Genomic DNA, 24720 nt, shown 5'->3' with positions numbered 1-24720 from the left:
CGTCAGGGCAGCAGGATCGTGCTTCCGGTGGTCTTGCGCGCCTCCAGCGCCCGGTGGGCATCCGCCACCTGCTCCAGCGGGAAACGCTGATCGATGCGGATGCGGATATCGCCCGATAGCACCTTGTCGAACAGCCGCCTGGCCATGGCCTGGCAGGCGTCCTGATCGGCGATATGGGTGAACAGCGTGGGCCGGGTGATCTTGAGCGACCCCTTCTGCGCCAGCGTGGCCAGACTGAAGGGCGGCACGGGACCGGAGGCATTGCCGAAGGAGATCATCATGCCCAGGGGTTTGAGGCTGTCCAGCGAGCCTTCGAACGTGTCCTTGCCGACGGAGTCCATCACCACGGCCACGCCCTTGCCGCCGGTCAGTTCGCGCACCTTTTCGACAAAGTTTTCCTTGCGGTAGTTGATGCAATGCGCCGCGCCGTGTTCGAGCGCCAGCGCGCATTTCTCGTCCGTTCCGGCGGTGCCGATCAGGGTGATGCCTTCGGAGCGCGCCCATTGGCAGGCAATCAGCCCGACGCCGCCGGCGGCCGCGTGGAACAGCACCGTGTCGCCGGGCTTGATCGGGGTGGTGCGGTCAAAGAGATATTCGACCGTCAGCCCTTTGAGCATCATCGCCGCCCCGGTTTCGAAGTCGATTCCGTCGGGCAGGGGGCAGACCTGGGCGGCCGGCAGCACCCGCGCCTGCGAATAGGCGCCGGGTCTGGCCGAGGCATAGGCCGCCCGATCGCCCGGTTTCAGATGGGTGACGCCTTCGCCCACCGCCTCGATCACGCCGGCGGCTTCCATCCCCATCGGGCTGGGCAGGTCCACCGGGTAAAGCCCCGTGCGCAGATAGACGTCGATGAAGTTCAGCCCGCAGGCTTGGTGACGGATGCGCACCTCGCCTGGGCCGGGGTCGCCCACCGGCCAGTTCTCGAGCTTCAGAACCTCCGGCCCGCCGGTTTCGTGGATCACCACCGTTTTTGCCGTGTCGGTCATCGTATCCTCCCGTGAAAAGCGGTCGTGCGGATCATGCCGGAAATCGCGGCGCTGTCCATCCGCGACTTTCACGGCCCGGTCCCGTGGACGTGAACGCCGGCTTGCCGAAACGGTGCTAGACTGAAGCCACGCGCAAACGAGACGGTCCGACCGCCGAAGCGCGACGGCCAGACCAAGTCCCCGGGCGCGACAGCGTAACCTCAAGGGAGACCCGGACATGGCAAAGACGATTGGTAACCCGATTTCATGGAGCCTCCAACGCCTTGAACGGTTGGGCGAACATGCGGCCGACACGGCGGCGGCCATCGGCAGCGAAGACATGACGATGCCCAAGGTGCGCACGATCACCACGGACGACCTGATCGCGGCGTTGCGCGCGGGCGCGTCCGATTTCGCGGCGGCGCGGGCGGATGCGGTATTCGCGGTGCTGATCTATCCTCTAGCCGGGCTGGTCCTCGTGGCGGCCGGCTTTCACATGAATCTGCTGCCCCTGATCTTTCCGATGATCGCCGGTTTCGCGATCCTTGGTCCGGTCGCGGCGGTGGGGCTATACGAAATCAGCCGCCGGCGCGAGGCGGGGGAAGAGCTCGACTGGCTGACGGCATTCAGCGTGATCGCTTCACCTCGGTTTGGCGGGGTGCTGGTGCTGGGCATCTATCTTGCCGTGCTGTTCCTGCTGTGGATCCTGGCGGCGGCATGGATCTACGAACTGACGCTCGGACCCGGCGCGCCCGAGAGCGTTTCGGCCTTTGCCCGCGAGGTTCTGACCACGCCCGCGGGGTGGGAAATGATCGTGATCGGCATTGGCGTGGGGTTCCTGTTCGCCCTGACCGCGCTGGCGATCAGCGTGGTGAGCTTTCCGCTGCTGCTGGACCGGCCCGTCGGCGTTCCGGTGGCGGTTGCGACCTCGATCCGCGTGTTCCGGCAGAACCCGCGCGTGGTTCTGACCTGGGGCGCGATCGTGGCCGCCGGGCTGATTCTGGGCGCCTTGCCCGCGCTGGTGGGGCTGATCGTGGTGCTGCCGATCCTCGGCCACGCGACCAGGCATCTCTATCGCCGCGCCGTGGCCTGAGCGTCAGGCGACCTTCAGCACCACCTTGCCGATATGCCCGGCGCTTTCCAGGCGGGCGTGCGCCGTTGCGGCCTCGGCCAGGGCGAACTCGCTGTCCATCACCGGCGCCACCTTGCCCGCCTCCAGAAGCGGCCACACATGTTCGCGCAGACCGTCGGCGATCCGCGCCTTGGCCAGATCGCTTTGCGGGCGCAGGGTGCTGCCGGTGATGGTCAGCCGGCGCATCATCACCTCGGCAAAGTTCAACTCGACCTTCGGTCCGGTCAGGAACGCGATCTGCACCAGCCGCCCGTCATTGGCCAGCGCCTTGACATTGCGGGGCAGGTAGCTGCCGCCCACCATGTCGAGGATCAAGTCGGCGCCGCCTTCGGCCTTGACCACCTCGACGAAATCTTCGGTCTTGTAGTTGATCGCCCGTTCCGCGCCCAGATCGGCGCAGACGGCGCATTTCTCGTCCGATCCGGCGGTGGCATAGACCCGCGCGCCGAATTCGCGGGCCAGCTGGATCGCCGTGGTGCCGATGCCGCTGGTGCCGCCGTGGACCAGGAACCGTTCTCCGGCGCTCAGCCCGCCGCGCATGAACACGTTGGTCCAGACGGTGAAATATGTCTCGGGCAGGCAGGCGGCCTCGCGCAGGCCCATGCCGCGCGGGACCGGCAGACAATGCGCCGCCGGCGTGGCGACATATTCGGCATATCCCCCGCCGGGCAGCAGGGCGCAGACCTGATCGCCGACCTTCCATTCGGTGACGCCGGGGCCGATTTCGGCGATCTCGCCCGCGGCCTCGAGCCCCGGCAGGTCGCTGGCCCCCGGCGGCGGCGCATAGGCGCCCGCCCGTTGCAGCGCGTCGGGGCGGTTCACTCCGGCCCAGGCCACCTTGATGACCACCTGCCCCTGTCCGGGTCTGGGGCGCGTGCGGGTGGTTTCGCGCAGAACCTCCGGTCCGCCGGGTTCACTGATTTCGATGGCGCGCATGGTGTCGGTCATGGGTGTCTCGCTGTCTGGGGCGTGTTATCGGGTTCGCAGGCTGCCGGGCAGGTCGTCGCGCGGATTGGACGGCTTGCGGATGCCGGCCAGCAAGCGCTCGGGCAGGGCCAGAAACGGCTTCAGCGCCGGGTTTTCCCGCACCTTCGCCTTGATCTGTTCGAACTGCATCACGTTGTCGATGCGGCGGTCGAGGAACTCCCACGTCGCCTGGTGGTTATCGCTTTCGTCGCCCAGCCAGTAGAGCAGGGTCGAGGAATAGACCGCCGAGAGCGTGGCGCGTTTCGTATACCAGTTCACGTCCTCCGAGGGATCGCCCAGCGCGGCCCAGATCGCGTCCACCGTGTTCCAGATCGCCCGTGCGCCGTCCGGGGCGTATTGCGGCAGGGCAAAGAGGGTGACGCCGCGGCGGACCACTTCGCGGTCGGGCTCGGCCTCCAGGCGAAAGCGAACGGCAGCCGCGATCCGGTCGCGAAAGCGCATGTCCGAGAGGTCGGCGGCGGTGAGGCGGTGGAGCATCGTGCGGTCGCCACGGGCGTGATAAGCCAGCGCCAGATCGACCGCGCCGCGCGGAAACAACGCGCGGGCCAGCGCTTCGTCCACGCCTGCCTCGGCGATGGCAGCGTCAAAGGTCGTTTCGGTCCAGCCGTCGAAGGGCACATGCGTGAGCGCCGCCTCCAGCAGCCTTTCGCGGATCTCTACCGTTTCCGTGGCGGTCATGTGCCGTCTCCCCTTGTTCTCCTGCATCGGGTTTGGCCCATTCCGGGGCCGGACGCAATGATGGGCTGGGCAAGGGTGTAGATCATCTATCGTCGGGTGGCAGGCCTTCTTCATCGTCGCCGCCGGAGCGTGGAGGTATCGCTGCGGCAATGACGCAGCGAATCGAGGACCCCATCATGACTTGCACGACCGGTTCAACGACATTTCCACGGTTCAGCCGGGACAGGCTGTCCTTTCTGGCAAGTGGGTGTCTTCCGTGATCCAGATCCTGGGCTATGCGGCAACGGGATTCGATCTTGTCCCTTGGAACATATACCTTTTCCTGGTCGGAGTGGCGGGTTGGTTCGCGGTGGGTGTCTTGTGGAACGACCGCGCGCTGATGCTGATCCATGTGGTCGCCTTTGGATCGCTGGTGGCGGGAATGGCGAGCGGATGAGTTCGTCCGGCGGGGTGGACAGATTTGCGCCGGTTTGCTATAGAGCAGTCTCCTGCACTTCCATGCAACTCCAACTTAGAAAGGTGGTGACAACCACATGCAGGTCAGTGTTCGCGACAACAATGTCGATCAGGCGCTTCGCGCCCTGAAGAAGAAGCTGCAGCGCGAAGGCGTTTTCCGTGAAATGAAGCTTCGTCAGCATTACGAGAAGCCGTCGGAAAAGCGTGCGCGCGAAAAAGCTGAAGCGATCCGCCGCGCCCGCAAGCTGGCGCGGAAGAAGGCGCAGCGCGAAGGTCTGCTGTAAGGCAGTCCAATCGCAGCCGATTCTGGCACTTGAATTCAGACGACCCCCGTGGCCCTGCCCGGGGGTTTGTCGTTTTCCGAGCGCGGATGGGTTTCGGATTGGCAGGGCCAATCCGACCGATGCGAGGGGGCGCTGCCCCCTCGCGCTCCCCCGGAGTATTTTCGGCAAGATGAAGGGCCCGGCCGGGGCGGGACATTTCGAGTGTTGCGCCGGATGGGTTTCGAGCGGCGGGGTTTGCGGCCGACAATCCCTTTTCGGGGCGACCTATATGCAGGATTTTCCCAGCCGATCCAAGAGGTCGAGGCACCGGGCGATCTGGTCGAGCGCGACATGTTCATCCGGTTTGTGAGCCTGGTCGATATGGCCCGGTCCGCAGACCACGACCGACATGCCCATCTGCTGGAACAGGCCGGCCTCGGTCCCGAACGGTACCGTGTCGGCGCCGTTCGCGCCCGTGAGCGTCGCCACAAGATCGCGGGCGGCGTTGTCGGGCATCGGCTCGAGCCCCGGCACCTCTCCGATAACCTGCGTCTGGACGTCGGCGCCGGGGTGAATGGCGCGCATCGCCGGCAGCAGGTCGGATTCGACGCAATCGCGGATCTCCGCCTTGATGAAATCGGCGTCAGCGGCCTGGACCGGGCGCATTTCCCAATCGACTTCGGCCTTGCCGGCGATCACGTTATGCGCCGCGCCGCCCGCGATCCGGCCGATATTGATCGTGGTCCAGGGCGGTTCGAACCGCGAGTCGTGCGGGGCGCGCAGCATCAGGTCGCTGCGCAACTCCATCAGGCGGGCGATATAACGCACCGCGTATTCCGCCGCATTCACGCCGCGGTTGGGGGCCGAGCCATGGCCCTCGAGCCCGGTAAAGCGCACGGTGTATTCGCAGCACCCCTTGTGGCCCTCGACCACCTGCATTCCGGTCGGTTCGCCGACCACTGCCATCGCCGGGCGGATGCCGCGTGCCCGCAATTCGGCCACCAGCGCGCGGGCACCGAGGCAGCCGACCTCTTCGTCATGGGTAAAGGCGAAATGGATCGGGCGGCGCAGGGGCAGGGCGGCATAGTCGCGCGCCGCCACCAGCGCGGCCGCGATGAAACCCTTCATGTCGCAGGTCCCGCGCCCGTAGAGGCGGTCGCCCGATTCGCGCAAGGCAAAGGGATCCGAGCTCCAGTCCTGATCCGCGACCGGCACGACGTCGGTATGACCTGACAGCATAAGACCGCCGGGTTTGTCGGGGCCGAGCGTGGCAAAGAGGTTGGCCTTGTCCCCATCTGGAGATGCGAATGTTTCGACCCGCGCGCCGAGATCGGCAAGGCGCCCGGCCAGATCGGCGATCATGTCGAGATTCGAGTCGGAGGACACCGTCGGGTAGGCAATCAGCCGGCCCAGCAGATCGACGGTATCGCGCAACGGGTCGGTCATGGTTTCACGAACAGCTTGCGGGGTCGGTTGCAGAAGGTCTCGGCCGGGCCGTTTTCGCGGATCAGGATGCTTTCGGTGATCTCCAGCCCCCAATCGTCCATCCACAGCCCCGGCATGAAATGGAAGGTCATGCCGGGTTCCAGAACGGTTTCATCCTCGGGGCGCAGCGAGATCGTGCGTTCGCCCCAATCGGGCGGGTAACTGAGCCCGATCGGATAGCCGCAACGCGCGCCCCGTTCGATGCCGGCGCGTTCCAGCGGCTCGGCCAGCGCATTGGCGATGTCGCAGGCGCGGTTGCCGGCGCGGGCGGCTTCGAGCCCGGCCTCGAGCCCCTTGACCAGCGCGGCCTCGGCCCGGCGCATGAATTCGGGCGGGCGGCCCAGAAACAGGGTCCGGCAAAGCGGCGCGTGATAGCGGCGATAGCAGCCGGAGATTTCGAAAAAGGTCGCCTCGCCCCGCCGGAAGGGCCGTCCGTCCCATGTCAGATGCGGCGCGGCGGCGTCGGAGCCCGACGGCAGCAGCGGCACGATGGCCGGATAGTCGCCCCAAGCTCCGTCCACACCGCGAATTGCGTCGCGCCAGATCTCGGCCACGATTTCGTTTTTGGGGATGCCCGGTTCGACCCGTTCCAGCAGCCCGCCCACGACCTTTTCCGAGATTGCCGCCGCCTTGCGCATGAAGGCGATTTCGGCGGGCGACTTGATAGCTCTCTGCCAGTTCACCAATCCGGTTGCGTCGTTCCACGCCGCTTGCGGCAGCGCGTCACGCAGGACGTCCATCGCCCTGGCGGAGAAATAGTAGTTGTCCATCTCGACGCCGATTCGGGCGGCGGGCAGCCCCAGATCCTCCAGACGTTCCGCCAGATCCTGCATCGGATGGCGTTCGGTGGACTGAACGTAATTGTCGGCATAGCCGATCACCCGATCCGGTCCCATCCAGACCGTCCGCACCGCGCCGTTGGTGTCCTGTTTGCGGCCCCACCAGACCGGTTCGGCATCGGGCAGCACGATCACACCCTGATGGACGTAAAAGGACCAGCCGTCATAGCCGGTCAACCAGGCCTGGTTGGACGGATCGGTGACGAACAGTGCATCCAGCCCGCGCCGGGCCATTTCGGCGCGCGTTCGGGTGAGACGGTCGAGATATTCGTCCAGCGTGAACGGTAGGTCTGTCGGCGTCATGGCATGTTCTCCGGCAACTATGGTCCCATTTGGACACAAGGCGCCGCCCGCGCCAAAGACTTTCTTGGGCAACTGATTCCCGGCCCCCGAGGGCGGGGTTGACCCTAGGGAAGGCGGCGCCGGCTCTCAGGAGCGGAATGCAGGGTCGCGAATGCCGCATTTTGCTGTCAGATGTCGCAAACTGGTTGCGTCCGGGGCGCTTTGGGGGTTTTAGTTAAGTCCAATAAGCGGCGCTGCCGCAAAGAAAGACTGACGGGGAGCCTGACTTGGCTGAAACGACCGGTAACGACGCGTTCGTCGAATTCGAACGTGTGCAAAAGAGCTATGACGGCGAGACGCTCGTCGTCAAAGACCTCAACCTTACCATGCCCAAGGGCGAATTCCTGACCATGCTGGGGCCGTCGGGATCGGGCAAGACCACATGCCTGATGATGCTGGCGGGGTTTGAAACCGCTACCCATGGCGACATCCGGCTGGGCGGTGTGTCCATCAACAATATCCCACCCCACAAGCGCGGCATCGGCATGGTGTTCCAGAACTACGCGCTGTTCCCGCACATGACGGTGGCTGAAAACCTGTCTTTCCCGCTGGAGGTGCGCAAGATCGGCAAGGCAGAGCGGGAAGAGAAGGTCAAGCGCGCGCTGGACATGGTGCAGATGGGCGCCTTTGGCGGCCGCCGCCCGGCGCAGCTTTCGGGTGGCCAGCAGCAGCGGATCGCGCTGGCCCGCGCTCTGGTGTTCGAGGCCGAGCTCGTGCTGATGGACGAACCGCTGGGCGCGCTGGACAAGCAGCTGCGCGAACACATGCAGTTCGAGATCAAGCGCATCGCCGACAATCTGGGCATCACCGTGGTCTATGTGACCCATGACCAGACCGAGGCGCTGACCATGTCGGACCGCGTGGCGGTGTTCGACGACGGCGTGATCCAGCAGCTCGCGCCGCCGGACGTGCTGTATGAAGAGCCGCAGAACAGTTTCGTCGCCCAGTTCATCGGCGAGAACAACACGCTGGAAGGCGTGGTCAAGGAGATCAGCGGCGATCGCTGTCTTGTGCAGCTGGACGATGGCGAGCTGATCGACGCCAAGCCGGTGAACGTCAGCAAGGTCGGCGAACGCACGCGCGTCTCGATCCGACCCGAACGGGTGGAATACAACAAGGACCGCTTGCAGGAAGGGGCCCACACGCTCAAGGCCGAGGTGCTGGAATTCATCTATATGGGCGACATCTTTCGCACCCGGCTGCGGGTGGCGGGCAATGACGAATTCATCATCAAGACCCGCAACGCCCCCGACCAGGTGCGGCTCCAGCCCGGCACCCAGATCGAGATCGGCTGGCTGCCGCAGGATTGCCGCGCGCTGGATGCCTGAGCAGGTCCGGCGCGTGAACCCCGGCGGCAGACCGGGGATCAGTGAATGACGTTCAACAAGGAGAGTAACAGCATGAAGATCAAGACAATCGCAGCCCTCGCGGTGACCACCGCGCTCTGCGCCCCGTCGGCGTTCGCCGGCGAGATGGCCAACAAGATCACCGCCGTCAGCTGGGGCGGCGCCTATCAGAAGTCGCAGATCCGCGCCTATGCCGAGCCCTACATGAAGATGCACCCCGAGGTGGAGATCGTGTGGGACGAAAGCTCCAACGAGGCGGTGGCCAAGCTGCGCGCGATGGCCGAGGCCAACAACATCACCTGGGACATCGTTGACGTGGTGGCCGCGGACGCGATCCGCCTGTGCGACGAAGGCCTGGCGATGGAAATCGACCCGGACAAGGATCTGGCCCCGGCGCCCGACGGCACTCCGGCCAGCGAGGATTTCGGCGACCTGCTGGTGAGCGACTGCTTCATCCCGCAGATCGTCTATTCGACCACCTTCGGCTATCGCACCGACATGGTGGGCGATACGCCGCCGACCAGCGTCTGTGACGTGTTCGATCTTGAGAAATATCCGGGCAAGCGCAGCCTGGAAAAACGTCCGATCAACAACATGGAATGGGCGCTCTACTGCGACGGCGTGGCCAAGGAGGACATCTATGACGTTCTTGCCACGCCCGAAGGTCAGGACCGCGCGCTGAAGAAGCTGGATACCATCAAAGATAGCGTGATCTGGTGGTCGGCCGGCGCCGATACGCCGCAGCTTCTGGCCGATGGCGAAGTCGTGATGGGCTCCACCTACAACGGCCGCCTCTTCAGCTTGATCGAAGAGCAGAAGCAGCCCGTCGCCATGCTGTGGGACATGCAGGTGTTCGACCTTGACGGCTGGATCATTCCCGCCGGTCTGCCCGAGGACCGCCTGGCCCGCGTGAAGGACTTCGTGCGGTTTGCCACCGACACCCAGCGTCTGGCCGATCAGGCGAAATACATCAGCTACGGCCCGGCGCGGAAATCGTCGGCTCCGCTGGTGGGCAAGCACGCCGATCTGGGCATCGACATGGCGCCGCATATGCCGACCGATCCGGAGAACGCCAAGAACACGCTGCTCTACAACTACGAGTTCTGGGCCGATTACCGCGACGACATCGACGCCAAGTTCCAGGCGTGGCTGGCGCAATAATCGCCTGAAAACAACGGGATGGGCCGCCTCTGGCCCATCCTCTCCATGACGGAGCGCCCCATGGCAAAAGGCTCTATCATCGCCCACATCAAGGTGACCGACCCGGTAGGGAATCCCGAATACGTTCGCCGCGACACGCCGATCCTGGAACGGATGGGCGCAAAGTTCATCGTGCGCGGGGGACGGCACCAGGTGGTCGAGGGCGAAAGCGGCGACCGTCACGTCGTCATCGAATTTCCCAGTTACGAACAGGCGCTCGCGGCCTACAACGACCCCGAATACCAGGAGGTTGCCGAGATCCGCCGCCGCTGCGCCGAAAGTGTCATCATCGTTGTCGAGGGGCACGAATGAGCGATTTGAAAAGCACCGGCCCGCAGACCGCGGACGCGCCGACACCCGAGGACGCCTTTCACGAGGTCGCCGCGCTCGAGGCGAAGGACGCGCAGGAGGACATCCACGACGAGCGGGTCAAGGGGCCGGTCCTGGCTGCTGACGGCACGCCGCTCAAGCGCAGCCTGAACCGGGCGCTCAGGATGCAGAAGATGCGCGCGATGATGCTGATCGCGCCGCTGCTGATCTTCGTGCTCATCACATTCATCTTTCCGATCCTGCAGATGCTGTGGCGGTCGGTCGAGAATGAAATCGTGTCGCAGACCCTGCCCAACACCGTGATCGCGCTGGAGCAGTGGGACGAAAAAAGCGGCGAGCTTCCGCCCGAGGACGTCTATGCCGCCTTCGTCAAGGACATGAAGGTTGCGGTCGCGAACAAGACGCACACCAAGCTGGGCACCCGGCTGAACTATGAACAGACCGGGCTTTCGTCGCTGTTCCGCAAGTCGGGGCGGAAGATCAAGAAATGGGATCCCGAAACCGGCGGCCCGTTCAAGGAAAAGCTGATCAAGGTGAACAAGGGTTGGGGCGACGTCACCACTTGGCAGACGATCAAGCTGCATTCCTCGCCGATCACGGCGGGCTACTTCCTGAATGCTGTGGACATGCGGCTGACGCCGGACGGGGTGGCCATGCAGCCGGAAAACAAGCAGATCCTGCTCAAGCTGTTCGGGCGCACCTTCGTCATGTCGCTGGTGATCACGTTCGCCTGCATTGCGCTGGGCTATCCTGTGGCATGGCTGCTGGCGAACCTGCCGGCCCGGTCGGCCAACATGCTGATGATCCTGGTGCTGCTGCCGTTCTGGACCTCGCTGTTGGTGCGCACCAGCGCCTGGAAGGTGATGCTGCAACAGCAGGGGGTGATCAACGACACGCTGGTCTGGCTGGGACTGGTGGACGACGCCAACCGGCTGGTGATGATCAACAACCAGTTCGGCACCATTGTGGCGATGACCCACATCCTGCTGCCGTTCATGATCCTGCCGATGTATTCGGTGATGCAGACCATCCCGCCCAGCTATCTGCGCGCGGCCAAGAGCCTTGGCGCCACCAACTGGACCGCGTTCTGGCGGGTCTATTTCCCGCAGACCGTGCCTGGCATCGGCGCGGGGTCGATCCTCGTCTTCATCCTGGCGATCGGCTATTACATCACGCCCGAAATCGTCGGTGGAACCAAGGGCGTCTTCATCTCGAACCGGATCGCCTATCACATCTCGTCCTCGCTCAACTGGGGGCTCGCGGCGGCGCTGGGCACCATCCTGCTGGCGGTGGTGCTGATCCTCTACTGGGCCTACGACAAGATCGTCGGCATCGACAACGTGAAGCTGGGGTAACTGACTGATGAGCGTCAATCCGGTTCAGAAACCGTCCACGGCCTTCACCGCGGCCATGTCCGCAGCAGCCGGCGCCATTGCCGGGCTGCTGGTGGGCACCGCGCACGACCAGCCCACGCTGGGCGTGCTGATCGGTGCCATCTTGATTGGTATCGTCGGGGCGGCGCTGTCGAAAGTTGAACAGATGGAGCAAGCCGAACGCGGCACGCGCTGGGGCATCCTGGCGGTGTTCATCATCGGCGGCTTTGCCCTGAGCGGCGTGGCCGGCGCGGTGGTCGGTGCGCTGTTCGGCTGGTTCTTCGGCTGGTTCATCTTCTGGATCGGCACCGGGCGCTACCGCGCGCCGCTGGCGCCGTATCTCACGCCGGGGCAGGTGCTGTGGCACTATACGTTCCGCGTGATCGCAGGGGCGATCTTCGTCTTTCTGATCACGCCGATCCTGGTGGTGCTGCCGCTCAGCTTCAACGCCCAGGACTTCTTCACCTTCACCCCCGAGATGCTTCGTTTCGACCCGGCGGGCTATTCGCTGAAGCACTACGAGGACTTCTTTACCAACAACGAATGGCAGCGGTCCTTCCGCAACTCGCTGATCATCGCGCCCTTTGCCACCATCATCGCGGTGAGCCTGGGCACGCTGGCGGCGATCGGCCTGTCGCAGTCGCATGTGCCGTTCAAGCGCCCGATCATGGCGATCCTGATCTCGCCGATGATCGTGCCCCTCATCATCTCGGCCACGGGGATGTTCTTTTTCTACTCCGGCGTCGGAAACTGGCTGGAAGGTGCCCTGGGCATGAGCAAGTCGCTCACCGGCTACATAAAGGTGATCCTCGCCCATGCGGTGCTGGGGATCCCGTTCGTCATCATCACCGTCACCGCCACTCTGGTGGGCTTTGACCGCTCGCTGACGCGGGCGGCGGCCAGCATGGGGGCCAACCCGGTGACGACCTTCTTCCGGGTGCAGATGCCGCTCATCATGCCTGGGGTGATTTCGGGGGCGCTGTTCGCCTTCATCACCTCGTTCGACGAGGTGGTGGTGGTGCTGTTCGTGGGCTCCGCCAGCCAGAAGACGCTGCCGTGGCAGATGTTCACCGGCCTGCGCGAACAGATCAGCCCGACCATCCTTGCGGTGGCGACGATCCTGGTGGGCATCTCGATCGCGCTCTTGACCACGCTGGAGCTCTTGCGGCGGCGGTCCGAGCGGCTGCGGGGCATGTCGCCGAGTTGATCGGCGCCGGATCGGAAAACACGGAGCGGCGGTGCCCATCGGCGCCGCCGTTTTCGCGTGGACCGATCGGGCTTAGCGCCGCCGCCGCTTCACGTTGCCGCCGCGCTGCCCCGGCCTCCCGGCGGTAGACCGGCCCTTGGATTTGACCGCGGCCTCGGCGGCTGCCTCGACCGCCGATTGCCGCGCCAGCGGGTCGTCGGACACCACCAGATCCACCGCCTCGAGCCGCTTGATCTCGTCGCGAAGACGCGCGGCCTCTTCGAATTCCAGGTTTTCGGCCGCCTTGCGCATGTCGGCGCGCAGCCCCTCCAGCACGGCCTCCAGATTGCCGCCATGCAGGGGCTTGTCCACCGTGGCAGTAACGCGGGCCATGTCGGTGTCGCCTTCATAGAGCCCGGCCAGCACGTCCTCGACGTTCTTCCTGACCGTCTCCGGCGTGATGCCGTGCGCCTCGTTATAGGCCATCTGCTTGGCCCGGCGGCGGTTGGTTTCGTTGATCGCGCGTTCCATGCTGCCGGTTACGCGGTCGGCATACATGATGACGCGGCCCTCGGCATTGCGCGCGGCCCGCCCGATGGTCTGGATCAGCGAGGTTTCCGAGCGCAGGAAGCCCTCCTTGTCCGCATCCAGGATTGCCACCAGCCCGCATTCGGGAATGTCCAGCCCTTCGCGCAGCAGGTTGATGCCCACCAGCACGTCAAAGGCGCCCAGCCGCAGGTCGCGCAGAATCTCGATCCGCTCGATCGTGTCGATGTCCGAATGCATGTAGCGCACGCGGATGCCCTGTTCGTGCAGGTATTCGGTCAGATCCTCGGCCATGCGCTTGGTCAGCGTGGTGACCAGCGTGCGGAAGCCTTTTTCCGAGACGCGGCGCACCTCGTCCAGAAGGTCATCCACTTGGGTTTCCACCGGGCGCACCTCGACCTCGGGATCCAGAAGGCCCGTGGGGCGGATCACCTGTTCGACGAAGACCCCGCCGGACTGTTCCAGCTCCCACGCGCCGGGGGTGGCCGAGACAAAGATCGACTGCGGGCGCATCGCGTCCCATTCCTCGAACTTCAGCGGCCGGTTGTCCATGCAGCTGGGCAGCCGAAACCCGTGTTCGGCCAGCGTGAATTTGCGTCGATAGTCGCCGCGATACATGCCGCCGATCTGCGGCACGGTGACGTGCGATTCATCGGCAAAGACGATCGCGTTGTCGGGGATGAACTCGAACAGGGTGGGGGGCGGCTCGCCCGGCTTGCGCCCCGTGAGATAGCGCGAGTAATTCTCGATCCCGTTGCAGGAACCGGTCGCCTCGAGCATTTCCAGATCGAAATTGGTGCGCTGCTCCAGCCGCTGCGCCTCCAGCAGCTTGCCTTCGTTCACAAGCTGGTCGAGCCGCTCGCGCAGTTCTTTTTTGATGTTGACGATGGCCTGCTGCAGCGTCGGCTTGGGCGTGACATAGTGCGAATTGGCATAGACGCGGATCCGGTCGAAACTGCCGGTGCGCTGGCCCGTAAGCGGGTCGAACTCGGCGATGCTCTCCAGCTCCTCGCCAAAGAACGAAAGCTTCCACGCCCGATCCTCCAGGTGCGCGGGCCAGATTTCCAGGCTGTCACCCCGCACCCGGAAGGATCCGCGCTGAAAGGCCTGATCGTTGCGGCGGTATTGCTGGGCGACGAGATCGGCGATCACCTGCCGCTGGTCATAAAGCCCTCCCACCTTCAGATCCTGCGTCATCGCGCCATAGGTTTCCACGCTGCCGATGCCGTAGATGCAGGAAACCGAGGCCACGATGATCACGTCGTCGCGTTCCAGAAGCGCCCGGGTCGCCGAGTGGCGCATCCGGTCGATCTGCTCGTTGATCTGGGATTCCTTCTCGATATAGGTGTCCGAACGCGGCACATAGGCCTCGGGCTGGTAATAGTCATAGTAGCTGACAAAATACTCCACCGCGTTGTCGGGAAAGAAGCCCTTGAACTCGCCATAGAGCTGGGCCGCCAGCGTCTTGTTCGGGGCCAGGATGATGGCGGGACGCTGCGTCGCCTCGATCACCTTGGCCATGGTAAAGGTCTTGCCGGTGCCGGTGGCCCCCAGCAGCACCTGGTTGCGCTCTCCGGTCTCGATACCTTCGGACAACTCGTCGATCGCCTGCGGCTGGTCGCCCGCCGGCGAGAACTCGGTCTGCATGACGAACCGCTTGCCGCCTTCCAGCTTGTCGCGGGACTCGACCGGCTCGGCCATGGCGTGCAGGCGTGGATGGGGCTTGTCGGAATGGGCATAGGGCATGGGCGCGACTCTCCTTGCGATCAAACTTGATCTCTTTTTGTTCCGATTCAAGCGCCGAATGCGTCGGGTCGGGGCGGGAAGGGGCCGGCGGCGCCTTCGGTGAGACAATTTCGAGCCTTGCCGCCCGCCGCGCGCTGTCGCATAAGGGGCGGCAGCAAGAGAAACGGAGTGTGCCATGCGCGCGCGGATCTACAAACCCGCCAGGAATGCCATGACCTCGGGCACCGCCCGGACCCGCAAATGGGTGCTGGAATACGAACCCCGAGCCCCTCGCGAGATCGACCCGCTCATGGGCTGGACCTCTTCGGGCGACACGCAGACCCAGGTGCGGCTGCGCTTCGACAGCAAGGAGGCTGCGCTTGAATATGCGCGCGAACATGGCATCGACGCCGAGGTAATCGAGCCGCACAAGCGCAACCCCAACATTCGCCCGCGCGGCTATGGCGAGAATTTCGCCTATGAACGCCGCATGCCCTGGACGCATTGACGCCGGTCTGCCGACCGCGGTTGCAGGCCGGGTCGGGCAGTTTTCTCTTTTGCCCCCCGCGCGAGCGCGGCTATGAGGGGGCAGCGCGGCCCCTTAGCTCAACTGGATAGAGCACGGTCCTTCTAAGTCCGGGGTTGCAGGTTCGAGTCCTGCAGGGGTCGCCAAAACCTCCGGCGAAACTTGTTCCTCCCGACGCGACGGCAGGGCTCTGTGCCTTCATCTTGCGCCAAATACTCCCGCCGGAGGCACATCAGGCGCCGGCCGAAGGCCGGGGCCGAAACGAAAACCTTGCGCCGAAGGCGCTCCGTTCAATAGCGTCCCCGTACCTCGGCGCGAGCGATTCGGCGGGCATTTTGCTGTTCGCGCAGAAACACGAACAGGCCCGCCCCGGCGATCAGCGCCATGCCGAGCCAGACCGTCGGCCCGGGCAGATGCGACCATATTGCCCAGCCCCAGAACACCGCCATGGGCAGTTCGACATATTCGAACGGGGCCACGGTGGCGGCATTCGCCAGCCGATAGGCCTGGGACAGGCAATAGCCGATCACTGCGGAATTTACCCCCAGCCCGATCAGCACCGGCCAGTCGTCGGGTGCCGGCCAGACCCAGGCGCGAAGCAGAAAGCGGATCCCGGGATCCGAGACGCCTTCGGCAAAACGCCCGTCTCCGGTGACGACGAAAAAGCCCAACGACACGATGATGAACATGCCTTGGATGTATGCGGCCAGGGCCGAAGCCGGCGTCCGCGCCCCGAGCTTGCGCGTCATCACCTGCATCATCGCGTAGGTCAAGGCCGCGAGAACGGGCAGCAACAGCACCAGGCGAGAGGCCGCCGCCGAGTCGCCGCTCTCCCAAGGCCGCATCATGATCACCGCCCCCAAAAAACCCACGGCAACCGCTCCGATGCGCAGCGGCCCGACCCGCTCGCCCAGGATCGGGGCCGACAGCAGCGTGATGAACAGCGGCGCGACAAAGAACAGCGCCGTCGCGTCCGCCAGCGGCATTGCGGCGAGTGCAAGGAAAAAGGCCATGTTCGACACCACGACCATCAGCCCGCGCAGCAGGTGCAACCAGGGAGTCTGCGTGCGCAGAATCGCGAAACCGCCCTCCATCCGGACGATCGCCAGCGTCAGCATCAGCCCGACCGCCGAGCGCGTGAAAACGATCTGATGCAGAGCATAGTCACCCGACAGCGCCTTGATCAGCATGTCATTGACCGATATCGCCATCATTCCCACAAGAATGAAGACGATGCCGGCAACCGATCTGGACTGGGCCGCAAGGTCCATGATCGTGCTCCGCGGGGAATTCTGCACCACCCGTCCACCCTGACACATCGCCGTCCCGCCCGCTAGCTTGTTTCCGACATCGCCAAATGGTCCTATAGACGGGAGAGCGGAAAATGTGGTCCCGTCCGCCCGTCGGATGCAACCGAGGAGATGCCCAAATGCAGATGAGCGACCAGCGCGAGATTCAGGCGGATCCGGCCACGGTCTATGCCGCGCTTCTGGATCCCGAGGTGCTGAAGGCCTGCGTGCCCGGCGCACAAGAAGTCGAGGGCAATCCGCAGGACGGCTATACCGCGATCGTCGTGCAAAAGGTCGGCCCGGTCAAGGCCACCTTCAAGGGCCAGGTCACCATGTCCGACATGGTCGAAAACCGGAGTCTGACCATCTCGGGCGAGGGCAAGGGCGGTGCGGCGGGCTTTGCCAAGGGCGGCGCGAAGGTGACGCTGGCCCCGGCCGAGGGCGGCGGCACGATCCTGTCCTACGAGGTCGAGGCCAAGGTCGGCGGCAAGCTGGCGCAACTGGGCAGCCGGATCATCGACGGCTTTGCCAAGAAGATGGCTGACCAGTTCTTTGCCAACTTGCAGGAGGTTCTGGAAGGCCCCGTCGAAGAAGAAGGCGAAGATACCCTCGAGGCGGGGACGGAGAAAAAGAAGGGCTGGCTGGGCCGGCTGACCGGTCGGGGCTGAGCGGCGCCTGACCTTGCGTCCAGACGCTGGAGCGGGCGTGTTTTCACCCTGTTCGCGGCAGCGTGTGCCCGTTAGGGTTCGCTGCGCGAACAGGAGGTGATCCATGCCGGCCATTCTGACGATCCGCGATCTGCGCAAGACCTACGCGGGTGGCTTCGAGGCGCTCAAGGGCGTGTCGCTCGAGATCGAGCGGGGCGAGATCCTGGCGCTGCTGGGGCCCAATGGGGCGGGCAAGACGACGCTGATTTCGACGGTTTGCGGCATCACCACCGCCACCTCGGGCCACGTCACTGTGGACGGCCATGACATCGTGACCGATTTCCGCGCGGCGCGGGCGCTGATCGGGCTGGTGCCTCAGGAGGTCGCGCTGGAGCCGTTCGAGAAGGTGCGCAACACGGTGCGGTTCTCGCGCGGCCTGTTCGGCAAGCCCCGCGACGACGCCAGGGTAGAAGAGGTGCTGCGCCGCCTGTCACTGTGGGACAAGCGGGACGCGCAGATCAAGGAACTGTCGGGCGGCATGAAGCGTCGGGTTATGATCGCCAAGGCAATGGTGCATGAGCCGCGCATCCTGTTTCTTGACGAACCCACCGCCGGCGTGGACGTGGAACTGCGCAAGGACATGTGGGAGATCGTCGCCGAGATGAAGGCCGCCGGCGTCACGATCATCCTGACCACCCATTACATCGAAGAAGCCGAAGCCATCGCCGACCGCGTAGGCGTCATCGACCGGGGCGAACTGCTGCTGGTCGAGGAAAAGGACACGCTGATGAAGCGCATGGGGCGCAAGCAGTTGATCGTGGAGTTGACCGCGCCGATCGAGGCCATACCCGAAGCTCTGGCGCGGCACCGGTTGACGCTGGCGCCCGATGGCAGGCATCTGGTCTATACCTACGACACCCATGCCGAGCGGACCGGCATTACGGCGCTGATGAACGACGTGGCGGCGGCTGGGCTGGTGCTGTGCGACGTGCAGACCCGCCAGAGCAGCCTGGAGGAAATCTTCGTCGATCTGGTCGGGAGGAAAGCGTCATGAACCTGCGCGCCATCGCTGCCATCTATCGGTTCGAGATGAACCGCTTTTTCCGCACTCTGCTACAAAGCTTTCTGTCGCCGGTGCTGTCCACGTCGCTCTATTTCGTGGTTTTCGGGGCGGCCATCGGCAGCCGTATCAATCAGGTCGAGGGGGTCAGCTACGGGGCGTTCATCGTGCCGGGGCTGGTGATGCTTTCGGTGATGACGCAGGCGCTGACCAATGCCTCGTTCGGGATCTACTTTCCGAAATTCATCGGAACGATCTACGAATTGCTGTCCGCGCCGGTCAGTTTTCCGGAAATCGTCATCGGCTATGTCGGCGCGGCGGCGACCAAGGCTTTGTTTATCGGCACGGTGATCCTGGTCACCGCCAATTTCTTTGTCGATCTGTCGGTGGCGCATCCGGTGGCGATGGTGGCCTTTCTGCTGCTGACCTGCCTGAGCTTTGCGCTCATGGGGTTCATCATCGGCATATGGGCCGCGAATTTCGAGCAGTTGCAGCTAGTGCCTCTGCTGGTGGTCACGCCGCTGGTGTTCCTGGGCGGGGCTTTCTATTCGGTATCGATGCTGCCGCCGGTGTGGCAGAAGGTGACGCTGTTCAATCCCGTGGTCTATCTGATTTCGGGCTTTCGCTGGTCGTTCTTTGGCGCGGCGGATGTGCCGGTGGGGTTCAGCCTGCTGGCGATCGGGGCATTCACGGCGATCTGCCTGGGCGTGATCTGGTGGATTTTCCGCACCGGCTGGCGGATCCGGGATTAGGTGTTCGGATTGGCGGGGCCAATCCAAGCGAGGCGGAGGGCGCTGCCCGTTGCGCCGGAGGCGCACCCCGAAAGGTTGCGAGGGGCTCTGCCCCTCGCGCTCCCCGGAGTATTTCGGGCAAGATGAAGGATCGGGGCGAGAGATTTGCTCGAGCGCGCCCCGAACGGCTCAGGCCAGCAACCGGCGTGCGATGACCTGGGCCTGAATTTCGGCCGCGCCTTCGAAGATGTTGAGAATCCGGGCGTCGCAGAGCACGCGGGAAATCTTGTATTCCAGCGCGAAGCCATTGCCGCCGTGGATCTGCAGGCCGTTGTCCGCCGCCGCCCAGGCCACGCGTGCGCCCAGCAGCTTGGCCATGCCGGCTTCGAGGTCGCAGCGGCGGTCGTGGTCCTTTTCCCAGGCGCTGAAATAGGTCAGCTGCCGGGCGACCATGATTTCCACCGCCATCATCGCGAGTTTGCCCGAGACGCGCGGGAATTCGATCAGGGGCTTGCCGAACTGCTTGCGCTCCTGCGCGTATTGCAGCGCGATGTCCAACGCCGATTGCGCCACACCGATGGCGCGGGCGGCGGTCTGGATGCGGGCGGCTTCGAAGGTCTTCATCAGCTGTTTGAAGCCCTGGCCCTCGACCCCGCCCAGAAGGTTTTCGCCCTTCACGCGGAAATCGTCGAAGGCCAGTTCGTATTCCTTCATGCCGCGATAGCCGAGCACCTCGATTTCGCCGCCGGTGATACCGTCGTCGGGGAAGGGGTTTTCGTCGTTGCCCGGCGTCTTTTCGGCCAGGAACATCGACAGGCCGCGGTGGTCGGTGGTCGAAGGGTCTGTGCGCGCAAGCAGAGTCATCACATGAGCGCGCGCGGCGTGGGTGATCCAGGTCTTGTTGCCGGTGATCCGCCAGTCTCCGTTTTCGTCCCTGACCGCGCGGGTGCGCAGGGATCCGAGATCCGAGCCGGTATTGGGTTCGGTAAAGACGGCGGTAGGCAGGATCTCGGCGCTGGCGATCTTTGGCAGCCAGTAGGCCTTTTGTTCGTCGGTGCCGCCGCTCTCGATCAGCTCGGCGGCGATTTCCGAACGGGTGCCGAGGCTGCCGACGCCGATATAGCCGCGGCTGAGCTCCTCGCTCACCACCACCATCGACGCCTTGGAGAGGCCGAAGCCGCCGTATTCTTCGGGGATGGTCAGTCCGAACACGCCCATTTCGGCCAGCTCTTCGATGATCTCCATCGGGATGAATTCGTCGCGCAGGTGCCAGTCATGGGCGTAGGGTTCCACCTTTTCCACGGCGAAACGGCGGAACTGTTCGCGGATCATCTCGAGCTCGTCATCAAGCCCGGTGGCGCCATAGGTGATGGAGCCGGCCTGCTGCATCAGCTCGACCAGGCGAGTGCGGGCGGCCTGGGTGTTGCCGCGCGCCATCAGGGTCTGCACCTCGTCGCACTGGAACGGAGCCAGCGCGTCCCAGCCGAGCCCGAGATCCTGCATCCGCACGATTTCGCCCTGGCTCATCGGGATGCCGCCGGCGATCTGGTGGAGATATTCGCCAAAGGCGATCTGGTGGATCAGCTGTTCGATTTCCCCGAACTTGCCGTGCTCGACCAGGCGTTCCGCCCAGCCCTGCATCTGGCGCAGGCTCTGCGCATAGGTGGCCAGCCAGGACAGGCCGTGCGCGGCGGCCTGGTTGGCCTCGATCAGCGTGCCCGAAACCTTGCCGTCCTGGCTGACCAGCTCGCGTACGCGGGCCGTGGCGGTATCCAGAACCTGTTCGACAGGGCCGATCGCGGCCCGCGTAAGGGTCAGGAGGTCCGGCAGAAGAGCGGTTTCGGTCATGTTCGTCAGATCCTGTCCATCATGCGCCATGAATCATGTCCTCTCGTGGGCGTTGTCTGCTGGTAATCCTTTCGCAGGTGCAGCGCAACAAAAATTCGTTGAAAGACTGGCTCTCGATCGAAAGTTGCGTGACGTTTTTTGCGGTGCAGCGTGTCGGCAAGGTGGTAAGAGGAGCCATGGACCCGCTTTTTCCCTTTCTCACGCCGGCCGATCTGGTGTTGGCCTGTGCCGTGGCGCTGGTGGCCGGGGTGGTCAAAGGCGCGGTGGGCTTCGGGATGCCGATGCTGTTGGTGTCGGGGCTTGGCATGATGCTGCCGCCGGACCTGGCGCTGGCCGGGTTGATTCTGCCGACGCTGGCGTCAAATGGCTGGCAGGCGATGCGGCAGGGGATCGGCGCGGCCTGGGGATCGGTGCGGCGGTTCCGAGTCTTTCTGGGCGTGGGACTGGTGTTCCTTCTGGTAAGCGCGCAGCTGGTGCGGGTCGTTCCGGTGCCGGTTCTGCTGGCGCTGATCGGGGCACCGGTCAGCGGTTTTGCGCTGGTGCAACTGTTCGGGCTGCGGTTCCATCTGGAGCGGCAGTCGCCTCACGTCGAGGCTGTGGCCGGGGCTGTCGCGGGGTTCGTGGGTGGGCTGTCGGGTGTCTGGGGGCCTCCAACCGTGGCCTATCTGACCGCGCTGGACACGCCGAAGACCGAACAGGTCAGGGTGCAGGGCGTCATCTACGGCCTGGGCGCGGTGGCACTGACGGGGGCGCATCTGGGGTCGGGCGTTCTGCGGGCGGAAACCTTGCCGTTTTCGGTCTTGCTGGTGGTGCCGTCGCTTGTCGGCATGTGGGTCGGGCTGGTGCTTCACGACCGGATCGACCAGGTGACGTTTCGCCGGGCGACACTGGTGGTGCTGGCGCTGGCCGGACTCAACCTGCTGCGACGGGGGGTGTTTGGCTGATTGCGCCCGGATGTCAAATGCCGCGGCGGCGCATCATGCGAAAGACGAACATGAGGATCATCATCAGAAAGAGAAGCCCGAAGAAGTCGCCGATGAAATAGGCGACGAAATCCTCCAGTCCCGTGCCCAGCACCAGATTGGTCAGCAGGGCGATCATGATCGAACTGACGACTCCGGCCGTCATGACGCAGGCGAGGCAGGGCATGCGATCGGGGCGGGGGCTTGCATCCCAGCCCAACCGTGACATCACCCAGAACACCAGCGGCGCCGAGGTCACGGCGATCGCCATGGCGGCAAGCCGGCTGGGTTCGAGCGCCGTCGGTCCGACCAGGAACGCGAACACGATGAACACCCCCGGCGCAAGCGCTGGCACCGCGCGCCAGCCCAGGAGCCACGCGGCCAAGACCCGCACGCCGTGGGGCAGGAACAACAGGCTCGCCCGGCTGGGGAATTGCGGGAAAAACAGATCCTGAATCGGCGCCACGATCTTGAACGTCACAAGGGACGCCAGGATGTAGCACAGAGATGTGATGGCCACTTCCGTCAGAAAGCGAGCACGCGCAGGCCGTGTTCGGTTCACGCTGGAGCCTCAGGAAGAGCGGCGGTTCACCACGTAATATCCCCGCAGCTTTCCAGAAGCGTGGGACAGATATCCCTTGTTGACCAGCGATTTCAGCGCTCGAAAGAAGGTCGGCCGCGAAATGTCGGACACGAGCGCATGTTCCATCAGCCCGGTGGTCCGGATGTTCGGATGCCTCTCGGCCAGGTCCGCGGCGGCATAGAAAATGTCACGCTCGGCCGGCGACAGCTCTTGCAAACCCAGCGCCTGTTCCATCCCGAACAGCAGCTTCCGCAGTTCCGCGAGCTTTGAGACTTCGTTCATTTCTTTCTCCAAGGGTAAATATTGAGCAAGTGCTACAGAATTTTTTGCGAAACGGCAATGTTACAGGTGAAATAATGTCACAGGCATTCTTGAACCAATGGTGTCAGCTTGACACTAGGTGGGAATTTCCGCAAGCTGGCCACCGTCCGGCATGAGTGAGTGTGAGTGGTGGTTGCCGGATTCTTACCTAGTGACTGCGGGCGGTGCCATTTCGCGCCGCCCTTTTTCGTGTCCGGCAGAATGGCCGCAGCGTCGATGAAAAAAAGAGAGCCCCGGCGAATGCCAGGGCTCTGCGCCGGTCGAAACGTGAAAGGCGGATTCAGCCGATGGCGATCGCCCTCACGTCTTCATCGATGTAGGGCAGATACTGCTCGAAGTTCTCGGCGAACATCTGCACCAGCTTGGCGGCCTGCGCGTCATAGGCCTCCGGGTCGTCCCATGTGCGACGTGGATCCAGCAGGACCTCGGCCACGCCGGGCACCGACACCGGAACCTCCAGCCCGAAATTCGGATCCTTGCGGAATTCGACTTCCGCCAGCGAGCCGTCCAGCGCGGCGGTCAGCAGGGCGCGGGTCGCCTTGATCGGCATCCGGCTGCCCACGCCGTAGGCGCCGCCGGTCCAGCCGGTGTTCACCAGCCAGCAGGTCGCCCCGTGCTGGGCGATCTTTTCCCGCAGCAGGTTGCCATAGACTTCGGGCCGGCGCGGCATGAAGGGCGCGCCGAAGCAGGTCGAGAAGGTGGGTTCCGGCTCGGTCACGCCGCGCTCGGTCCCGGCGACCTTGGAGGTAAAGCCCGACAGGAAGTGATACATCGCCTGCGCCGGGGTCAGCCGCGCGATCGGCGGCAGGACGCCGAAGGCGTCGCAGGTCAGCATGATGATGTTCTTGGGATGCCCGCCGAGCGCCGATTCGGACGCGTTCGAGATATAGTGCAGCGGATAGGCCACGCGGGTGTTCGCGGTCAGGCTGTCATCGTCAAAGTTCAGATCCAGCGTGTAGGGATCGTAGGTCATGTTCTCGACCACGCTGGCGAATTTCGACGTGGCGGCATAGATCTCGGGCTCGGCCTCGGCGCTGAGATTGATGGTCTTGGCGTAGCAGCCGCCCTCGAAATTGAAAATGCCACGGTCGGACCAGCCGTGTTCGTCGTCGCCGATCAGCGTGCGGCCGGGATCGGCCGACAGCGTCGTCTTGCCGGTGCCCGACAGGCCAAAGAACACCGCCGAATCCACCGGGTTGCCGATCGCGTGGTTGGCCGAACAGTGCATCGGCATCACGCCCTTTTCCGGCAGCAGATAGTTCAGCAGGGTAAAGATGCCTTTCTTGTTCTCGCCGGCATATTCGGTGTTGCCCACCAGGATCAGCTTGCGGTCGAAATTCAGCGCGATCACGGTATCGGTGCGGCAGCCGTGGCGTTCCGGGTCGGCCTTGAAACCGGGGCAGTTGATCAGGGTGAAGTCGGCGACGAAGTCATCCAGCGTATCGTGATCGGGACGGCGCAGCATGGTGCGGTTGAACAGGCCGTGCCAGGCCAGTTCGCTCACCATGCGGACCTTGACCGCATAGGCCGGGTCGGCGCCGCCGATCAGGTCTTCGACGAACACGTCGCGGCCCTTGAGATATGCGATCATGTCGTCATAGAGCCGATCGAACGCCTCGGGCGCCATTGCGCCGTTGTTTTCCCACCAGACCGTGTCCGCGGTGCTCTCGGACTTCACGATGAACTTGTCCTTGGGCGAACGACCGGTGAACTTGCCGGTCGTGACCATCAGGCAGCCGCCCTTGCCCAGCGTGCCCTCTCCGCGCAGGATTGCCTGCTGGACCAGCGCCGGTTCGATCAGGTTGTAATAGACGTTGCCGAGTCCCTCGATGCCCTGGTGCTCGAGGCGAAAGTTCGGGTTCACACGTCCGGTGGTCATGCTGGTTCTCTCCTGTGGCGG

At 64.3% G+C, this 24720-nt stretch carries 24 protein-coding genes and 1 tRNA gene; 14 read left to right on the top strand and 11 right to left on the bottom strand.

All coding sequences use genetic code 11. The features are described 5' to 3' along the window. Positions 1-2: 2 nt before the first annotated feature. Positions 3-986, bottom strand: coding sequence for a quinone oxidoreductase family protein (locus C4S70_RS05775; protein ID WP_104007238.1), 984 nt, complete (start codon positions 984-986; stop codon positions 3-5). A 217-nt stretch (positions 987-1203) separates the two neighbouring features. On the opposite strand from C4S70_RS05775, the gene C4S70_RS05770 reads away from it, so the two are divergent. Next, positions 1204-2058 carry a DUF2189 domain-containing protein gene (locus C4S70_RS05770; RefSeq protein ID WP_104007153.1) on the top strand — a complete coding sequence of 285 codons (855 nt, stop codon included), beginning with the start codon at positions 1204-1206 and terminating at the stop codon, positions 2056-2058. Between the two features lie 3 nt (positions 2059-2061). On the opposite strand, the gene C4S70_RS05765 is transcribed toward C4S70_RS05770, so the two are convergent. Both C4S70_RS05765 and C4S70_RS05760 read right to left on the bottom strand, forming a co-directional pair. Next, on the bottom strand, positions 2062-3045 hold the full coding sequence (locus C4S70_RS05765; protein WP_104007152.1) for an NAD(P)H-quinone oxidoreductase: 984 nt from the start codon (positions 3043-3045) through the stop codon (positions 2062-2064). 24 nt (positions 3046-3069) lie between these two features. After that, on the bottom strand, positions 3070-3762 hold the full coding sequence (locus tag C4S70_RS05760) for a COQ9 family protein (protein WP_104007237.1): 693 nt from the start codon (positions 3760-3762) through the stop codon (positions 3070-3072). Positions 3763-3964: 202 nt separating this feature from the next. Between C4S70_RS05760 and C4S70_RS05755 the strand changes: the two genes are divergently transcribed. Both C4S70_RS05755 and rpsU read left to right on the top strand, forming a co-directional pair. Continuing rightward, positions 3965-4198: a DUF6552 family protein gene (locus C4S70_RS05755; protein WP_104007236.1), complete on the top strand. Its 234-nt coding sequence runs from the start codon at positions 3965-3967 to the stop codon at positions 4196-4198. 97 nt (positions 4199-4295) lie between these two features. Then, a complete protein-coding gene (rpsU, locus tag C4S70_RS05750; protein WP_104007151.1) occupies positions 4296-4502 on the top strand; it encodes a 30S ribosomal protein S21 in 207 nt (68 codons plus the stop codon). Between the two features lie 264 nt (positions 4503-4766). On the opposite strand, the gene argE is transcribed toward rpsU, so the two are convergent. Together argE and C4S70_RS05740 are read right to left on the bottom strand one after the other, a co-directional pair. Next, positions 4767-5927: an acetylornithine deacetylase gene (gene argE / locus C4S70_RS05745; protein WP_104007150.1), complete on the bottom strand. Its 1161-nt coding sequence runs from the start codon at positions 5925-5927 to the stop codon at positions 4767-4769. Further along, a complete protein-coding gene (locus C4S70_RS05740; protein ID WP_104007149.1) occupies positions 5924-7108 on the bottom strand; it encodes a M24 family metallopeptidase in 1185 nt (394 codons plus the stop codon). Before C4S70_RS05740 ends, argE begins: the two co-directional genes overlap by 4 nt. Before the next feature lie 266 nt (positions 7109-7374). Between C4S70_RS05740 and C4S70_RS05735 the strand changes: the two genes are divergently transcribed. The 5 genes from C4S70_RS05735 (at position 7375) to C4S70_RS05715 (ending at position 12603) form a co-directional block, all read left to right on the top strand. Further along, the gene (locus tag C4S70_RS05735; protein ID WP_104007148.1) at positions 7375-8475 is read left to right on the top strand and encodes an ABC transporter ATP-binding protein; all 1101 of its coding nucleotides are present in this window, start codon (positions 7375-7377) and stop codon (positions 8473-8475) included. Positions 8476-8547: 72 nt separating this feature from the next. Then, positions 8548-9654, top strand: a complete 1107-nt coding sequence (locus tag C4S70_RS05730) for an extracellular solute-binding protein (protein WP_104007147.1) — start codon at positions 8548-8550, stop codon at positions 9652-9654. Between the two features lie 60 nt (positions 9655-9714). Then, positions 9715-10005: a DUF1330 domain-containing protein gene (locus C4S70_RS05725; protein WP_104007235.1), complete on the top strand. Its 291-nt coding sequence runs from the start codon at positions 9715-9717 to the stop codon at positions 10003-10005. A gap of 101 nt (positions 10006-10106) precedes the next feature. Further along, complete coding sequence (locus C4S70_RS05720) at positions 10107-11378, top strand: ABC transporter permease (protein WP_407656714.1); 1272 nt, start codon at positions 10107-10109, stop codon at positions 11376-11378. Between the two features lie 7 nt (positions 11379-11385). Then, positions 11386-12603, top strand: a complete 1218-nt coding sequence (locus C4S70_RS05715) for an ABC transporter permease (protein WP_104007145.1) — start codon at positions 11386-11388, stop codon at positions 12601-12603. Between the two features lie 72 nt (positions 12604-12675). Here C4S70_RS05715 and uvrB read toward each other — a convergent pair whose 3' ends face one another. After that, entirely contained in the window at positions 12676-14874 is a 2199-nt protein-coding gene (gene uvrB / locus C4S70_RS05710; RefSeq protein WP_104007144.1) for an excinuclease ABC subunit UvrB, read from the bottom strand. 175 nt (positions 14875-15049) lie between these two features. On the opposite strand from uvrB, the gene C4S70_RS05705 reads away from it, so the two are divergent. Next, on the top strand, positions 15050-15361 hold the full coding sequence (locus C4S70_RS05705) for an ETC complex I subunit (RefSeq protein WP_104007143.1): 312 nt from the start codon (positions 15050-15052) through the stop codon (positions 15359-15361). A gap of 87 nt (positions 15362-15448) precedes the next feature. Then, positions 15449-15525: transfer RNA gene (locus tag C4S70_RS05700), tRNA-Arg, on the top strand. A 144-nt stretch (positions 15526-15669) separates the two neighbouring features. Here the strand turns inward: C4S70_RS05700 and C4S70_RS05695 are convergent. Then, a complete protein-coding gene (locus C4S70_RS05695; protein WP_104007142.1) occupies positions 15670-16650 on the bottom strand; it encodes a DMT family transporter in 981 nt (326 codons plus the stop codon). 158 nt (positions 16651-16808) lie between these two features. On the opposite strand from C4S70_RS05695, the gene C4S70_RS05690 reads away from it, so the two are divergent. The 3 genes from C4S70_RS05690 to C4S70_RS05680 all read left to right on the top strand — a co-directional run bounded on the left by C4S70_RS05690 (position 16809) and on the right by C4S70_RS05680 (position 19127). Beyond that, a complete protein-coding gene (locus C4S70_RS05690; protein ID WP_104007141.1) occupies positions 16809-17336 on the top strand; it encodes a CoxG family protein in 528 nt (175 codons plus the stop codon). Between the two features lie 103 nt (positions 17337-17439). Next, positions 17440-18369, top strand: coding sequence for an ABC transporter ATP-binding protein (locus C4S70_RS05685; RefSeq protein ID WP_104007140.1), 930 nt, complete (start codon positions 17440-17442; stop codon positions 18367-18369). Then, the gene (locus C4S70_RS05680) at positions 18366-19127 is read left to right on the top strand and encodes an ABC transporter permease (protein WP_104007139.1); all 762 of its coding nucleotides are present in this window, start codon (positions 18366-18368) and stop codon (positions 19125-19127) included. The genes C4S70_RS05685 and C4S70_RS05680 overlap by 4 nt, the downstream gene beginning before the upstream one ends. A gap of 168 nt (positions 19128-19295) precedes the next feature. Here C4S70_RS05680 and C4S70_RS05675 read toward each other — a convergent pair whose 3' ends face one another. Continuing rightward, complete coding sequence (locus tag C4S70_RS05675; RefSeq protein ID WP_104007138.1) at positions 19296-20984, bottom strand: acyl-CoA dehydrogenase family protein; 1689 nt, start codon at positions 20982-20984, stop codon at positions 19296-19298. Positions 20985-21130: 146 nt separating this feature from the next. Between C4S70_RS05675 and C4S70_RS05670 the strand changes: the two genes are divergently transcribed. Beyond that, on the top strand, positions 21131-21898 hold the full coding sequence (locus C4S70_RS05670; RefSeq protein WP_104007234.1) for a sulfite exporter TauE/SafE family protein: 768 nt from the start codon (positions 21131-21133) through the stop codon (positions 21896-21898). A 13-nt stretch (positions 21899-21911) separates the two neighbouring features. Here C4S70_RS05670 and C4S70_RS05665 read toward each other — a convergent pair whose 3' ends face one another. The 3 genes from C4S70_RS05665 to C4S70_RS05655 all read right to left on the bottom strand — a co-directional run bounded on the left by C4S70_RS05665 (position 21912) and on the right by C4S70_RS05655 (position 24699). After that, entirely contained in the window at positions 21912-22436 is a 525-nt protein-coding gene (locus C4S70_RS05665; RefSeq protein ID WP_235003726.1) for an MASE1 domain-containing protein, read from the bottom strand. A 51-nt stretch (positions 22437-22487) separates the two neighbouring features. Beyond that, positions 22488-22781, bottom strand: coding sequence for a hypothetical protein (locus tag C4S70_RS05660; RefSeq protein WP_104007232.1), 294 nt, complete (start codon positions 22779-22781; stop codon positions 22488-22490). A gap of 319 nt (positions 22782-23100) precedes the next feature. Next, positions 23101-24699, bottom strand: coding sequence for a phosphoenolpyruvate carboxykinase (locus tag C4S70_RS05655; RefSeq protein WP_104007231.1), 1599 nt, complete (start codon positions 24697-24699; stop codon positions 23101-23103). Positions 24700-24720: the final 21 nt, after the last annotated feature.

The sequence above is a fragment of the Jhaorihella thermophila genome, assembly GCF_900108275.1.
In the GTDB taxonomy this organism is placed as follows: Bacteria; Pseudomonadota; Alphaproteobacteria; order Rhodobacterales; family Rhodobacteraceae; genus Jhaorihella; species Jhaorihella thermophila.
This window is presented reverse-complemented; position numbering and strand designations above follow the sequence as displayed.